We start from the raw sequence: 15,211 nt of genomic DNA on the forward strand, positions 1-15,211 counted from the left end.
GTTGCTCTGGAGAATACCTTGTCAATACGTGTTTCCAATTCAAGCACCTACATTTGACGGTTAATTTGTCGGACTGGGTTCTAACTTCAGCCAAATTCTTTTTTGGGCTTGATCATAACTGCGGCCACAATGTCACGGGGTCCGTCCCGCCCATTGCCGGCTTCTCCAGCGCGATCCGGCGGATGCCGTACGCCGGCAACGGGCGGGACTCCGAGGCTACGCACAGCAAAATATGGCCGCAGTTATGATCAAGTCCTCTTTTTTACAGAGCTGTATCCCGTTCTCGGCATTCCCGCAAAAGGGGGGATGACGCAAGGGTCGATGATAGAACCAGTCCTGATTTGTCAAACAATTTATCAATCAATGCAATGAAGGTCAATAGTAAGAAAAAGTAAAAAAAAATCAGGAAAACTATGTTATTTCCGGATGCTCATTACCTGGCGTTGGAGTTGATTTTTCATCCGTTTCAAATTTGAAATTTTCATTTCGAAACAGGTTGACGCAAGCATCGACCGCATTCGGATCATAAAGTATTCCACGATTTTTCGTGATTTCCTCAAGTGCATATTCAATTCCCTTCGCCGGTCGATAAGGCCGGTAAGAGCTTTCGGCTTCCATGACATCGGCAACAGACACGATTTTAGCTTCCGGAAGAATCTGGTCGCTTTTGAGGCCTTTGGGGTATCCTGAGCCGTCCAGTCGTTCATGATGCTGGAGAACGATATCTGCCAGTGGCCATGGGGCCGGGATATGCTTAAGAATTTCATACCCTGTTTCCGGATGCATGCGGATCAACATGAATTCGGCATCAAGCAGTTCCCCCGGCCGGTTGAGAATGGAAACAGGAATTCGGATTTTTCCGATATCATGCAGAAGGCCCGCAAACCGTATGGCGTTGATTTTTTCTTCGGAATAGTCCAGCTTTCTGGCAATTGTACATGCCAGCTGCGCGACGCGTTGTTGATGACCGGCTGTGTACGGGTCTCTTATTTCCAGGGTCAGCGCCATGGTCCGAATGGTTGAATACAGCATTTCCCTGAGTTGTGTGGTTTTTTCTTCGACTTTTTGTTCAAGGATGATGTTCTGCGCGTTTAAAGTTTCTCTCATCTGTTTGAGCGATAAGTGGGTTTTCACCCTGGCTCTGACTTCTCCTGCATGAAACGGCTTTGTAATGTAGTCGACGGCACCCACTTCAAATCCTCTTGTTTTCTGGTCGGTTTCAATCAATGCCGTAATGAATATGACCGGAATGTCTCGGGTTTCAACGGTATTTTTTAAGCGGCTGCATACTTCGTAACCGTTCATGACCGGCATCATGATATCCAGCAGGATCAGATCGGGCAGATAGGTTGCCGAATACGCCAGTGCTTTGACTCCGTCTTTGGCAATTCCGAGCCGGTAATCTGACTGGAGCGTGTTGACCAGCAAATCGATGTTAGTGGGATTGTCATCCACAATCAGAACCAGAGCCTGTTGATTATCCATCGGTGCCATCTTGTTTCTCCTGATCCAGTCCGCAGAATTCTGAAATCTGTTTCAAAGTTATCAAAGCCTCATCATAGTCATAGTGGTTAATCAGCTGTTCGAGTTTTTGAACCATCGGACTTTTTAAATTATGTTTGACAGTCAGGAAGTGTTTATTTACTTCCCGGGGAGCTGCAGTTATCAGCGCCTCTGAAAGCCGGGTAAGGGCGGTTTGAAGCGCGAGCGGATCAGCTGGCCGGTCGTTGAAGACCTCAGTATCCGCATCTGAACCGGCAAACAGTGATGTCAGTGAAGCAATAACCTGATCCAGAGCGTCTGTGACCTCGCGGATCAATTCCGGCTCAGGATGAATATTTTCTCTGACAGAGGGTTCTACCTGTTGAGCCGCTTGATATAATCTGTTTGCACCCAGGTTCGCCGCGCTGCCTTTGAGGCTGTGGCATATTCGGTGAAGCAGGTGCCAGTTTTCGTTTTGATTCGCCTCCAGGATGCGCTTTGCGGTTTCTCTGTTGTTTTTTACAAATCCTGACAGGATTTTTTTGAATGTGTGCGGGGCTATGTCCAGTGCTTTCATGGCGTTATGAATATCAATTCCCGGAAGGGACGAGGGCAGGGCCTCGTCCGGAACAGGAGCTGTCTCCTTTTGTTTCGATCCGGCCTCAGGCCGGGTTTCGGGCCGTTCGTCGAGCATGTCCTTTCGGGCAGGCTGAATCAGTTTCCACATGGTATAAAATAATCGGTCCTGATTGACCGGTTTGGATATATATCCATCCATTCCGGCCTCAAGGCATTTTTCTTCATCACCCTTCATGGCATGAGCCGTCATGGCGATGATCGGCAGGGATTTGAACCGGGGATTTTTTCGGATCAGTGAAGTGGCTTCATATCCGTCCATTTCAGGCATTTGAATATCCATGAGTACGGCATCGTAGGACTCTTTTTCAATCGCTTCGATCGCTTCTTTTCCGTTATTTGCGATGCGGACCCCGATACCGGCTTTTTCCAGAATGGCTTGTGCGATCTGCTGATTGGTGAAATTGTCCTCAGCTACCAGTACGTTAAGTCCGCGCAGGCGGTTTTTGTAAATGGATGCTTTTGTGGTGATATAATTTTCAAGTTTTTCAACGCCTGCGGGCTCTTTTCCGAAGGCATCCATGATGGCATCAAAGAGCGTGGACGGGTATATGGGTTTGGTTAAAAATGCATTGATTTCGGCCTGTTCAGCCTCACGTTTTTCTTCATCAGTGCCGAAGGCCGTCATTAAAATGATGGGCTGGGTCAGTTTCAGTTTCTCCCGAATGATTTTTGAGGCTTCAATGCCGTTCATTTCAGGCATGAGCCAATCTATCAGGATCAGATCAATCGGGTAGTGAGCGATGTCAGGCCGTTCCAGACGAAGAAGTGCCTCTTTGCCGGAAGAAAAAAGTTCGACTTTGAAATTGAATGATTCCAGTATCTTCTGCATGATAAAACGGCTGTCTTCACAGTCGTCAACCACCATGACCTTCAAGTCCTGAATATCCGATGGGGGAATCAGTTTTTTAAGCTCTGCTTCCGGCTGAAGTTCCAGCGGGATGGTAAAGAAAAATGTGCTTCCTTCACGGGGGGTGCTGCTGAAATAGATCCGGCCGTTCATTATCTTGATCAGTTTGTCGCAGATACACAGCCCCAGTCCTGTTCCCTGATATTTCCGGGTGGAAGACGAATCTGCCTGGCTGAAGCATTCAAACAGGCTGGCCTGATATTCCGGGGCAATGCCGATACCCGTATCTTTGACAAAAATTGACAGGGATATGCAGTCGCCCGTTTGCTGGACGACATTGACCCCGATCAGAATCACTCCACCCGGATCCGTAAATTTTACCGCATTGCTGAGAAGATTGATCAATATCTGCTGGATGCGATGATAATCTCCAATCAGGGCTCTTGGGGTATCGGTAGCGATATCGACCAGAACCTCGATTTTTTTTTCCACTGTTTTGTTGATAAACATTTCCACCACCCGATCCAGAAGCTCATCCAATCGGAAAGGGTGCGATTCCAGATCCAGTTTTCCTGCCTCAATTTTTGAAAAATCAAGTATATCATTGATCAGACCTAACAGCGAGTAAGCTGAGGTGTGAATGATTTTCATGTAATGCTGAATCTTTTCGGGCATTTCTTCATCGAGAGCCAGGTCCGTGGCTGCAATGATCCCGTTCATGGGTGTTCGGATTTCATGGCTCATGTTGGCCAGAAATTCACTTTTCGCCCGAGTGGCGGCTTCCGCTTTTTCTTTGGTTTTCTGAAGTTCCTCATTCATTTTTTTCAGTTCGGCCGTCCGTTGCTCCACCCGGTTTTCCATTTCCAGATAGGCCTGACGCAACGCGTCTTCGGCTTTTTTTCTGTTGGAGATATCCTGGATGAATCCTTCGATTCCGATCAGGTTCCCCGCCGTATTACGAATCGCTCTGGCCTGGATCAGTACCCAGATCAGGCTCCTGTCTTTCCGGTAAAACTGGCATTCAAAATTTTTGACCACATCATGCTGATTTAACTCGTTCAGAAGATTCCTGAGTTGCAGGGGGGTAACACATAACTGCTGCTCCACATTATTGATATTGACAATCAGATCCTCCGGTGAATCGTAGCCGAGAATCTGCGCCATTGAAGGGCTGACATTAATAAAATATTTTTCCGGGCTTAATTGAAAAATTCCCTCAAGGGCGTTTTCAAATATGCTCCGATACTTTCTTTCAGACTCTGCCAGGGCTTTTTCAGTTTCTCTCTGCTTTTTGATGCGCAGTTCCAATACCTTGTTCAGTTTTTCCAGCTCTCCGGCATGCTGTTCGAGCAAGGATTCTTTTTCCTGGTAATAGTCAATTTTGGCCCTGAGTTCTTCCGGGGACACTCTGAAATTGGCTAATATTTCACCGTATACGGCCATCAGATCTTTTGTTTCCTGGCTGGTGAAGACAGCGTTTTTCGATATGGCTTTATGGGCTGCGGCTGCTCCGATGGAGCCGGACAGAAATCTTTCCACTTCTCTGTGAAGTTTGAGAAGTTCGGTGATGGATATCTTTTTTTTGTTTTTGAGGGGCTGGCAGCATTTTTCCGTGACGATGAAGGCCTCTTTTTCGGAAAAATACTGCATCAACAGGCGATGAATCTCTTCTTTTTTTTTGAGCAAGTCAATATAGGCTCTTTTGAAGGTGCTTCGATCTACATAAGCACCCGCAGGCAGGGCGCCGACGAATTCTTCGGCCAGGCGTTGTTCGGTTCTGCTCTGTGGAATTATCAGAGAGACGAGAACGTAGCCGCCGATATTGACCAGCATTGACCAGAACAAGGTGTTGCTCAATGGAATCAGACCGGATAATCCGAACAGTTGCTCGGGATTGAGAAACGATATTCCCCATGGGCCGTTTTCAAGAATTGCCGTGGACATCCATCCGCTTTTAATCAAGGTCGGGGTCATGGAGGTATAGACCCATACGATAAACCCGGCGCTCAATCCCGTTATTGCTCCGGCTTTATTACCCTTGTGCCAGAAGATACCTCCGAGGATTGACGGGGCAAACTGAAGGACGGCTGAAAATGAAATCATCCCGATGTTGACCAGCATGTAGGTCCCGCCGACTGTACGCTCAAACAGATAACTGGCCAGTATGACAAGGCCCACGGAAGCCCATTTGCATTTCAACAGGTGTCGTTTGAGAAATTCCAGCCACTTGATCCAGCTGATTAACGGCAGCAGCAGATGGTTGGTCACCATAGTGGAAAGCGTCATGGAGCTGATCATAATCATGCCGACGGCGGCTGAGAAGCCACCGATAAAGACCAGCATGGCCAGCCAGGGTTTATTTTCGTACAGGGGGATCTGAAGGACGAACGTATCGGCATCCTGTATGCTGAATCCCTGCAGCAGGCCGCTGGCGGCGATGGGAAATACAAAAATATTGATCACTAATAAATACAGAGGGAAAAGCCACATGGCGGTGAGAATGTGCGTTTCATGAGAATTTTCTACCACGGCGATATGAAACTGCCGTGGCAGAAATATGATGGCTGACATGGATAAAATGATGTAGGTGGTCCAGATGAGATAGGGCGATTTTTCCGCTCCGCCAACGCTCATCAGACTGCTGTAGGCGCTTTCGGAAAGTTGCTGAAAAATATCCGTAAAACCATCGAACACGGAGTAGGTGACGAACAGCCCCACGGTGACCAGTGCCAGCAGCTTTATGACGCACTCGACAGCAAGTGCCATGACCATGCCTTCATGGCGTTCCGTGGGGTCCAGTCTTCTGACTCCGAAGATGATGGTAAATACGATCAACAATCCAACGACAATGGAGCTCAAATGACTTCCGACCAATGAACTTGACGTTGGAGTTGCCGTAATGATGCTGACCGTGGACAGGATGGATTTTAATTGAAGCGCGATATAGGGCATGATGCCAACAATTGCCACTATGGTAGCAAGAGCGGCCAATGCGCCGGATTTGTCATATCGGGAAGAAATAAAGTCTGCGATGCTGGTAATGCGGTGGGTATTTTTAATCCGAACCAGTTTGCGGAGTACGATCCACCAGCAAACGGTAGCGATGGTTGGTCCGATAAAATAGGTGATAAACAGCATGCCGGTCGTTGCAGCAATTCCGACACTGCCATAGTAGGTCCAGGTGGTGCAATAAACCGCGATCGACAGTGAATAGACCACGGGATTGTTGGTGATGCTTTGGCCGGCGGCTGCCTTGCGTTCTGCCCAATGTGCAATCAGAAACAGGAATCCGAAGTAAAGGAGAAAAATCAGAATAGCTGTCAACTCGTTAACCATGTATCAATCCTTATACACGACCTTATACACGATTTTTTTTATTCACGCGGGCGCTTGAATCGTTGTGGCAGATGGCGATCAAAAATAGTAACAAAATAAAAATGCCCCATACTGAATATAGATAAATCCATATTGCGGCATGTGCCTTTTCTTGAAATACGGATAAAACCGGCCAGTTGAACAACAAAAAGACGATGCAGAATAAAAACGCATGAAATGTCGGTGAGACAAACAGCCGTTTCATGTGCGATCCTTTCATTTGCCAGAGGGCAGAGGGCAGGACTGCGTGCCGAGGACTGAGTTAAGAATATAGAACCGGTCAGAGGACAGATTCCTGATGGCCGGTAGATATAAAAAATAATATAAGAAGCCGTGTAGGGTGTCAAGCGGAAGAAAACCAGATCTTACTGGAATTGAAGGGGGTTTGATGGATATTCAGGTATATGACAAATAAAAAAATAAATACATTGAAGTACTGCCACAGACCGGATTTTACCGGATTGGATGTTGACTTGTAAGCGGTGGTTTCTGACAGGGTGGGACTGAATTTGAGGCAGGGTTCATAACCTCCGGGACGTTTTTATGAACCCTGTTCATCTGTCTCTGCCGGTTTGCGTCAGGCTATAAATTTTTCCGGAGCGTTTCAATGGCAGTTACATAGTCCGGGTTTCCGAATACGGCGGATCCGGCAACGAACACGTCAACGCCGGCACGTGAAATATCTCTGATGTTGTTCTCATTGACGCCGCCGTCAATTTCTATCAGAGTGGAAAGACCTCTTGCCTGAATCATTTTTCGAAGCATATTGATTTTTTCTAAACAGTTCGGAATAAAAGACTGCCCGCCGAATCCGGGATTGACGCTCATAAGCAGTACATAGTCCAGATCATCAAGTATCCAGTCCAGTGACGTTAATGACGTGGCAGGATTCAGAACAACGCCTGCCTTTGCCCCGGAGTCTTTAATCAGTTGAACGGTCCGGTTCAGATGCGTGCATGCTTCCACCTGGACAGAAATCCAGGATGCTCCGGCGGTTGCAAAATCCGGAATGTATCGATCCGGTTGTTCAATCATCAGGTGTACGTCAATGGGAAGGGATGTGACGCGCTTGACAGCACTGACCACAATGGGCCCCATCGTGATGTTAGGAACAAAATGACCGTCCATCACGTCTACATGTATCCAGTCCGCGCCGGCCTTTTCAACGGATGTGATTTCTTTGCCGAGTTTTGAAAAATCGGCGGATAATATTGAAGGTGCGATGAGTTTCATAATTGTATACCATCTCCTTTGTTCAGATAAAAATGCATCCCGCAGAGTGACGCGGATTATTTAAAGGGGTTATTTTTTTACTCGTGCCCATCCAGATAAATTTGGCCTTCAGAATATGGGTATTAAAGTGTGTTTTCAATCAACCCATCAATCAAATACCTGTGTCCGGATCAGGATATCGTCTTCATAAATCAAAACGGTGGCCCCTGCGTTTCCGGGTATGAGATACCATAGGCTTTTGCCCGGATGGACATAATTGTCAAACAGTGTATTGGCAAGACCGAAACAGTTCAGTTCGATACGAATATGTCGTTTTAGAAAGCCATCGGCCGCTTTATATTGAAACAGACCGATGCCACGCATACCATATGAAATGTGCGCTTCTTTGGCTTCAGCCTTTCGATTGATAATCAGATTGACCTCGCTGCCTTCCGTAACTCGATAGCCTGAAGGAGGCTGCTGACTGATAATCGTATTTTGGGTTTGAGCGGGTTGGAACGTGGCGGTGATATTGCCGACAACAAGGTGGATATCTTCGATCCTTGAAATGGCATCGTCCAGATAGAGTCCTTTCAGCTCCGGTATCTTAAATGATCCGGGTCGTGGCCCCATACTGACAAGCATATTGCAGGCACTGTCGTGCCGGGTTTTGAATTCGGGTGCCGGGGATTGAGCGATAATGAATTCTTTTACCGTAAGGTTATGGTAGGTGTAGGCAATATGTCCTTGACGCAGGCCATTTTCTTCAAGGATAAGTCGTGCCTGACGGGCTGAAGCCCCTTTAAGATTTGGAACCAGTATGGTCTCCGGGCCTTTGGAGATGATGAGTGTGACATCTCTGCCTTTTTTGATCTCTGCCCCGGCCTCGGGTTCCTGAAAAATGATACGATTTTTGGAAATGGTTTCACTGTATTCAGAGCCCTTCACTTTCGTATTCAACTCCAGATCCGTAAGCAGTTCAAGCACGTAAACCACATCTTTATCGACAAGCTCCGGAACCACTACGGCCGCTTCGCTTTTGATGATCAGCGAAAACGTAAAATAGGCGCTTATACCGGCAACTGCTACAGCAATGGCAGCCAGTGCTGTTATTTTCAATATTCGAAACAGCACGTTTTCAGTACCTATGAATTTCGTTTAAAGACCACGGCAAAAAATCCATCCATATGGTGTGCGTGAGGCTGAGTTTTCATATATCCCTTCTCATTGACCAGTGAGTGGATTTGAGATGGCAGATATGCCAGTTCTTTATCTATGATAAATTTGGAATGTGTGGTTAAAAAGGCATTGATCACGTCTTCATTTTCTTCAGATTCTGTGCTGCAGACCGAATAGACGATGATCCCGGATGGTTTGATGCACGGCGCCAGATGATCCATAAACTGGATCTGTCGTTTTTGATAGTTCCGGAAATTTTTTTTGGACAGACGCCATTTTATATCAGGGTTTCTCCGGAGAACGCCGAGGCCGGAGCAGGGGGCATCCACTAAAATCCGATCAAACAGCGCATGGTATTCATCACTTATCGGCCGGGTCAGATCATGGCAGCGCACAGTGGTATTTTCAACCCCGAGTCGCTGCATTTCAGCCTTAAGCCGCTCGAGTTTATGGCTGTCATTATCCATGGCGACAATGCGTCCCCGGTTTTTCATCAGCTGGGCGATATGCCCGGTTTTCCCGCCGAGGCCGGCACAGGCATCCAGAACCGTATCCTCGGCCTGCGGATTCAACATGAGTGTGACAAGTTGTGCCGCTTCATCCTGAACCTGAAACCATCCCTGCCGGAAAGACGGAAGGTCAGGTATTGCAACTCCGGGGTGACTGAATGTGATTCCATCGGGTGAAAATCGGGTAGGCTGAGGTTGCTCGACTCCGGTTTCCAGACTTTTGATCAGCTCTTCCCGGGTTGCTTTAATCGTGTTGGTTCGAATGGTCAACGGAGGAATTTTATTGATGGCATCGCAGAGCTGTTCTGTTTCCTCGAGGCCGTAGCGTTTCAGCCATCTGAGGATCAACCATCGGGGGAATGATTTTGTTGCCGAGAGGGCCGTCACCGGATCGGTATGCAGGTCCGGAAATTCGAGGGTTTCATGTTTTCTGACCGCATTTCGTAAAACGCCATTGACGAATTTGACTACCCAGAGGGGGGCAGTGGATTTTGCCATTTCAACAGATGTGTTGACGGCGGCGGAGACGGGGATTTTACTCAGGTAAATAATTTGAAACAGGCCGAGCCTGAGAATATTCAAAATTTCAGGTTCGATTCTCTGCAAAGGGCTTTTTGAAAATTGGGCGATAATCCAGTCAAGTCTGCCCTGCCAGCGTAAAACGCCGAATACGAGCGCCTGAAGCAGCGCTTTTTCCCGTTTGTCATGGAGCACGTCTGACGCGTAGGCTTCTTCCATGATGGTGTCGAGCGTTTTGTTTTCATCCTGCAGACGGTTCAATACGGACAAGGCCATTTGTCGTGCATCAATTGGCATAGTTATGAAGCTTTCATTAAATGATTCTGAGCCTGAAGCCCTTTTCGCTTTTACGCTATTGTGATTTCCGGACAGATTTTCCACGACTCACGACCCGCAGACTCACGACCGTTTAAGTCAAAACTGTCCCTGGTACCAACGGGTGGCCTCTTAAAAAATCTTTAATCAAAAGCCGCTTGCCGGATGCACCCTGAATTTCGATGATCGATAAAACGCCTTTCTCCGTGGCTATGACCAGTTCATCCGGAAATCCTTGTATAACGGTTCCGGGTGGAGCGGCTGTATGCTTGGCGATCGACGTTGCTTTTAAAATTTTAAGACGGCTGCCGCCATAAAATGTAAACGCCCCGGGCCATGGATTCATTCCCCGGATAAAGGGGTCCAGAAGTTCGGCAGGTTTAGTCCAGTCGATATGTCCGTCGCTTTTTTTCAGCAACGGCGCGTAGGTTGAGTTGGAATGATTCTGAGCTGCCGGGTGAAGGTTTCCTGATTCGAGATCTTGCAGGGTCCTGATCAGCAAATTCGCCCCCAGATCAGCCAGGCGATCATGCAGCGTCTCGGACGTGTCGTCAGGCCAGATGGGTATTCTGGAGGATAATAACATATCCCCGGTGTCAAGTCCCTTATCCATGAACATGGTGGTCACGCCGGTCTCTGTCTCTCCATTGATTACGGCCCACTGAATCGGTGCGGCCCCCCGATATTTTGGAAGAAGTGAAGCGTGGATGTTTATGGCGCCGAATCCGGGGATATTCAGGATGGCTTCCGGCAATATCTGGCCAAAGGCAACGACCACGATAACATCCGGCTTCAGTGAGTCGACCTGATCTTTGAATGCACTGGTTTTGATGGATTCGGGCTGGATAACCCGATATCCCAGTGCGTCAGCCGTTTGTTTGACAGGAGGCGCAATCAGCTTCCGTCCCCTGCCTTTTGGCCGGTCCGGTTGGGTTACTACCAGCGCGATATCATATCCCTGTGTATGCAGAGATTGGAGCGCAGGAACGGCAAATTCCGGTGTTCCCATGTATACGATTTTCAGTGTCATTTCAAATTGCTTTTCTGTTTCTTTTTGAGCCGGCGTTTATACATTTCCCGCTTTAGCGGACTGATGCGGTCAATAAACAGTTTGCCGTTTAAATGATCGATTTCGTGTTGCAGCACAATGGCCTGCATCCCCTCCGCTTCGATGGAAACCGGGTTGCCTTCTCTGTCAAGCCCTTTAACCATGACTTTTTCAGCGCGGTTTACATCCGCCCTGAAATCAGGGACACTCAGACATCCCTCAGCCTCTGACAGTATTGACCCTTCATGGGATATGATTTTCGGGTTGATGAGAACCTGCAGATTGCGTTCTTCTCCGGAGGATACATCATAGGTGATGATACTTTGGCCCACTCCCACCTGATTGGCGGCAAGGCCGATACCCGGGGCTTCATACATGGTTTTTGCCATTTTATCAATGATGTTTTGAATTGTCGTATCAACTTGTTCAACCGGCCGGGTCGGTTGCTTTAGAAATTTGTCCGGATATGTCAGGACTTCAAAAACGCCCATATTTAGTACCTTTCTGATAATATATTTTCAGGATTATGCAGGGGGAACAGGACTGAGGACTGAGGGCTGGGGACTGAGGGGGGATGCCTCGATTTGCTGAAAAATTTCTGATACTCCTCTGCCCACTGCCCACTGCCCACTGTTCTTTGTCATCTGCCCTCTGTCATCTGCCCTCTGCCCTCTGTCATCTGCCCTCTGCCCTCTGTTTTCTGCCCTTAATGCTGCTCACAAATGTGGATATCAGGCCCACTATGATGACCGGAACCATTTGGACGACATGATTTACAAGCGTATAGCCGGCGGCCGTTTCTGCAGTTACACCAAACAGGGCCATGGCAAACATGCCGCCTGCCTCCCAGATTCCCCAGTATCCCGGAACAGAAGGCAATACAATAAATACACATATTATAATCATAACGGCGGATAATTCAAGAAATGATAACTCAATTCCCGGGCAGCCGAACGCCATGGCATAATATGAAAGAGCGGCAAGTCCCCAGATTCCGATTGACAGAGTGGAACAAATCAAGGTCTTTTTCACATCTTTCAACAGACTGAATACCGATGTGACATTGTTCATACAATGGATTAATGGTGAACATAATCTGTTATTTATTTTTTCCCGGAACGAAACGCTGGTAAAGAAAAACAAATGGGGGATGCCGATAACGGCCGTTTGTATCAGATCCCGTGCAGCTTTAAAGCTGATCAGTACGATCGCACCGAGCAACAGGAGAACGAGTTTGATCATGCCGGAACCTAACGTGATCAAGGTGGCCCGGTTTAACGTGTAGCCTCCGAACGGGATGTTCAGATACGGATCGATTTGGACCGTCAATAGTACGATAACGCATAAAATAATCAGCAAAATGACATCAAATATCCGTTCTGCTGCAACCGTAGCCAGACCCGTTGAAAAGGGCACGTCCTCTTTTTTTTTTAAAATGGCGGGTCTTGCCAGTTCACCCATTCTGCCAGGAAGGATGCAGTTTAACATGAATCCTGTCATCAGCGGGTGAAACGCTTTCCAGAATCCGATGGTGTGAGTTGAACTCAGGATAAGCTGCCAACGGATAGCCCGGAGTCCGAAGCTCATTAAAATAATCGCAGCCGAGGGAAATACCCAGATATAATTGACGGAGTTAAAATAATGAATTACTTGAGAAACTGGGATGTTACGGAACGAAAGATAAAACGCGGCTGTCGAAATCAGCAACCCTGAAAAAAAGGAAAAAACAAGTCGTTTCATATCGTGTATGTGATATCAGGTGTTAGGGCATCGGCAAGAATAAATTGCACAGTTTTGCTTGTCTTTTTGCCCGTCTTCCGCGTTGCTCTCAAAGAGCACATCCAATGAGTATGCGTATCTTTGATACGCCTTGAAGACAGACAAAAATCCCGCGCAATCCCGGCACAATTTATTTTTTCCGATGCCCTTACAGGGAAATAATACGACGTGCCACCGCAATATCGGTTTTGATTTGTTCGGAAAGCGCGTGGATGTCGGAAAATTTAATTTCATCTCTTAACCGTTTGATAAAGTTTACCCGGATATCCTCTCTGTAAATGTTCTCATTAAAATCCAGAATATGAATTTCGATGGTATAGATATGGTCATCAAAGGTGGGGCTGTATCCGATATTGGCAACGCCTTTGTACCGTTTGTCCCGGTATTGGACGGTCACGGCGTATACACCTATCTTGGGGCATAACTCATCATCCAGGTGGATATTGGCCGTAGGAAATCCGAGAAGCTTACCGCCTCTGTTGCGCCCGGTAACGACTGTTCCTTTGATCTGATAATGTCGGCCGAGCAGTTTTCGGGCTTTTTCAATCTGTCCATCCATGACCAGTTCACGAATTTTAGTACTGCTGATTCGTTCGTTCCCTTTATCGGATGTATTAATCCAGTCTGCAATGATTACTTCAAAACCATATTCAAGCCCGTAGGTTTTCAGTAAATCAAGATTGCCTTCCCTGTTGCGTCCGAACATATAATCCCCGCCGACAATGACGGCCTTTACGCCAATGCGCTTTACGAGAATGTCCTCGACAAACTGTCTGGCCGTTAATTCTGAAAATTCCTTCGAAAATGGGGTGCAGATCAGCACATCTATATTGGATTTTTCAATCAGTTCAATTTTCTGTTCATACAGGGTTATTTGCGGAGGGCCGTTTTTGTTAAGAAACTTTATTGGATGTGGATCAAAGGTCATGGCAATCGATGTGCCGACGATGGAATCGGCTTTTTCGATCACTTCCTGAAAAAGGGCCTGATGTCCTATGTGGACGCCATCAAAATTACCAATGGTAATTACGGCATTTTTATACGGTTGTTTAATATCCTCAAGTCGTTCTATCAGCTGCATGGATGTCCCTGAACCTTTAAAATTATTCGCTTGACATGGAGACTAAATTTTTATAGATATACTCATTCATGAAATAAAGCAACAGATGATTCATCTGTATGTGATTCATGCCGAAGTGGCGGAACTGGTAGACGCGCTAGGTTCAGGGTCTAGTCGGAGTACTCCGGTGGGAGTTCGAGTCTCCCCTTCGGCACCACAAATAAGAAAAGGGGGTTAGCTTGTATTGGCTAACCCCCTTTTTGGGTGGTAAAAAATGAGGATCCAATCTGATTGGCCCGAATCGGGAATAAAAAACGGGTAAGAATGCCGCATTTGAAAATGGTACCGGAAAATCCGGCAGACAGAAGAACGGAAGTGCTTGCTGTTTAAGACAATCGTATGGCGGCAAATATAACTGGGATTGGTTTTTTTTGATTTCAGGTCAATGATGATTAGCGCCCGGCATACCCTTTTTCAGCCGGTCTGTTTGCTCGGATAGTACGAAATATTTTCGGGGCCGCTGTCATACTTGTAGGTTGTCTGCACATACTTTTGAACGATTTCATTCATTTCCTGATCGGTTAAAACACAAATCGGCTTTCGTGATTCTCCCTGTTCAAATAAAATCCAGAAGTGTTCACCATCAGATTTGCATTGAAATTTTTCCGCAAAAACACCCATAGATAATTCCTCTCCGGTTAAGAATTAATTCGATTCTATATCAGATACGGTATGCTATGATAGTTTTCATCCACACATGGTTTTTCGAAGTCTGCGCTTATTTACCCAGTCTCTGCTTCAATCTTCGGGATGGCTCGATTCTGGGCGAAAATTTGGATACTTTGAATATGTCGGGTGTACAAAACTTCGTCTACTTCGAATTTGAAAAAACTACCCCTGGGGTTCAGAATCTATCATGTTTCCTGGCTGAATTCAGGCAGACTTTAAGGTGGATTAACCATAGCATTGCTGACTTAAACGTGTCCATAGGGAGATTTGCTTATCTTCATGGGGAAAAATCCTGATTCAGGATCTGATATGATTTGCGGGATAACCACGCATGGAAGTATTTTAAAGATAATATTGATATTATATACAGTACATTGATATAATATATAAAAAATTTTTCAAATATTTATTATTGAGCATTCATCAATATTACGGTCAGCAGATACCTGATCCGGAGGAATCATCTGGTATTTCAATAATTCCTCCGGGACCAGTCTCTGTTTTTAATCCTCGAAATA

10 protein-coding genes and 1 tRNA gene are annotated in these 15,211 nt (G+C 46.6%); 1 reads left to right on the plus strand and 10 read right to left on the minus strand.

Annotation, left to right across the window (positions count from 1 at the left end; genetic code table 11):
* Positions 1-411: 411 nt before the first annotated feature.
* The 9 genes from PHQ97_07460 to PHQ97_07500 all read right to left on the minus strand — a co-directional run bounded on the left by PHQ97_07460 (position 412) and on the right by PHQ97_07500 (position 13,985).
* On the minus strand, positions 412-1,494 hold the full coding sequence (locus tag PHQ97_07460; protein MDD4392567.1) for a response regulator: 1,083 nt from the start codon (positions 1,492-1,494) through the stop codon (positions 412-414).
* Positions 1,478-6,304 carry a response regulator gene (locus tag PHQ97_07465; protein ID MDD4392568.1) on the minus strand — a complete coding sequence of 1,609 codons (4,827 nt, stop codon included), beginning with the start codon at positions 6,302-6,304 and terminating at the stop codon, positions 1,478-1,480. Before PHQ97_07465 ends, PHQ97_07460 begins: the two co-directional genes overlap by 17 nt.
* A 621-nt stretch (positions 6,305-6,925) precedes the next feature.
* A complete protein-coding gene (rpe, locus tag PHQ97_07470) occupies positions 6,926-7,576 on the minus strand; it encodes a ribulose-phosphate 3-epimerase (GenBank protein ID MDD4392569.1) in 651 nt (216 codons plus the stop codon).
* A gap of 147 nt (positions 7,577-7,723) precedes the next feature.
* A complete protein-coding gene (locus PHQ97_07475) occupies positions 7,724-8,689 on the minus strand; it encodes a PASTA domain-containing protein (protein MDD4392570.1) in 966 nt (321 codons plus the stop codon).
* An 11-nt stretch (positions 8,690-8,700) separates the two neighbouring features.
* Positions 8,701-10,059: a 16S rRNA (cytosine(967)-C(5))-methyltransferase RsmB gene (gene rsmB / locus PHQ97_07480; GenBank protein MDD4392571.1), complete on the minus strand. Its 1,359-nt coding sequence runs from the start codon at positions 10,057-10,059 to the stop codon at positions 8,701-8,703.
* Positions 10,060-10,171: 112 nt separating this feature from the next.
* Positions 10,172-11,107, minus strand: a complete 936-nt coding sequence (gene fmt, locus PHQ97_07485; GenBank protein MDD4392572.1) for a methionyl-tRNA formyltransferase — start codon at positions 11,105-11,107, stop codon at positions 10,172-10,174.
* On the minus strand, positions 11,104-11,616 hold the full coding sequence (gene def / locus PHQ97_07490; GenBank protein ID MDD4392573.1) for a peptide deformylase: 513 nt from the start codon (positions 11,614-11,616) through the stop codon (positions 11,104-11,106). Before def ends, fmt begins: the two co-directional genes overlap by 4 nt.
* A 184-nt stretch (positions 11,617-11,800) precedes the next feature.
* Positions 11,801-12,865, minus strand: coding sequence for a lysylphosphatidylglycerol synthase transmembrane domain-containing protein (locus tag PHQ97_07495; GenBank protein ID MDD4392574.1), 1,065 nt, complete (start codon positions 12,863-12,865; stop codon positions 11,801-11,803).
* A gap of 187 nt (positions 12,866-13,052) precedes the next feature.
* Positions 13,053-13,985 (minus strand): bifunctional riboflavin kinase/FAD synthetase, encoded by a 933-nt coding sequence (locus tag PHQ97_07500; protein MDD4392575.1) that lies wholly within the window; start codon positions 13,983-13,985, stop codon positions 13,053-13,055.
* Positions 13,986-14,094: 109 nt separating this feature from the next.
* Between PHQ97_07500 and PHQ97_07505 the strand changes: the two genes are divergently transcribed.
* Positions 14,095-14,181: transfer RNA gene (locus PHQ97_07505), tRNA-Leu, on the plus strand.
* 257 nt (positions 14,182-14,438) lie between these two features.
* Here the strand turns inward: PHQ97_07505 and PHQ97_07510 are convergent.
* Positions 14,439-14,645 (minus strand): hypothetical protein, encoded by a 207-nt coding sequence (locus tag PHQ97_07510; protein ID MDD4392576.1) that lies wholly within the window; start codon positions 14,643-14,645, stop codon positions 14,439-14,441.
* Positions 14,646-15,211: the final 566 nt, after the last annotated feature.

It is taken from the genome of Desulfobacterales bacterium (assembly GCA_028704555.1).
Lineage (GTDB): Bacteria > Desulfobacterota > Desulfobacteria > Desulfobacterales > JAQWFD01 > JAQWFD01.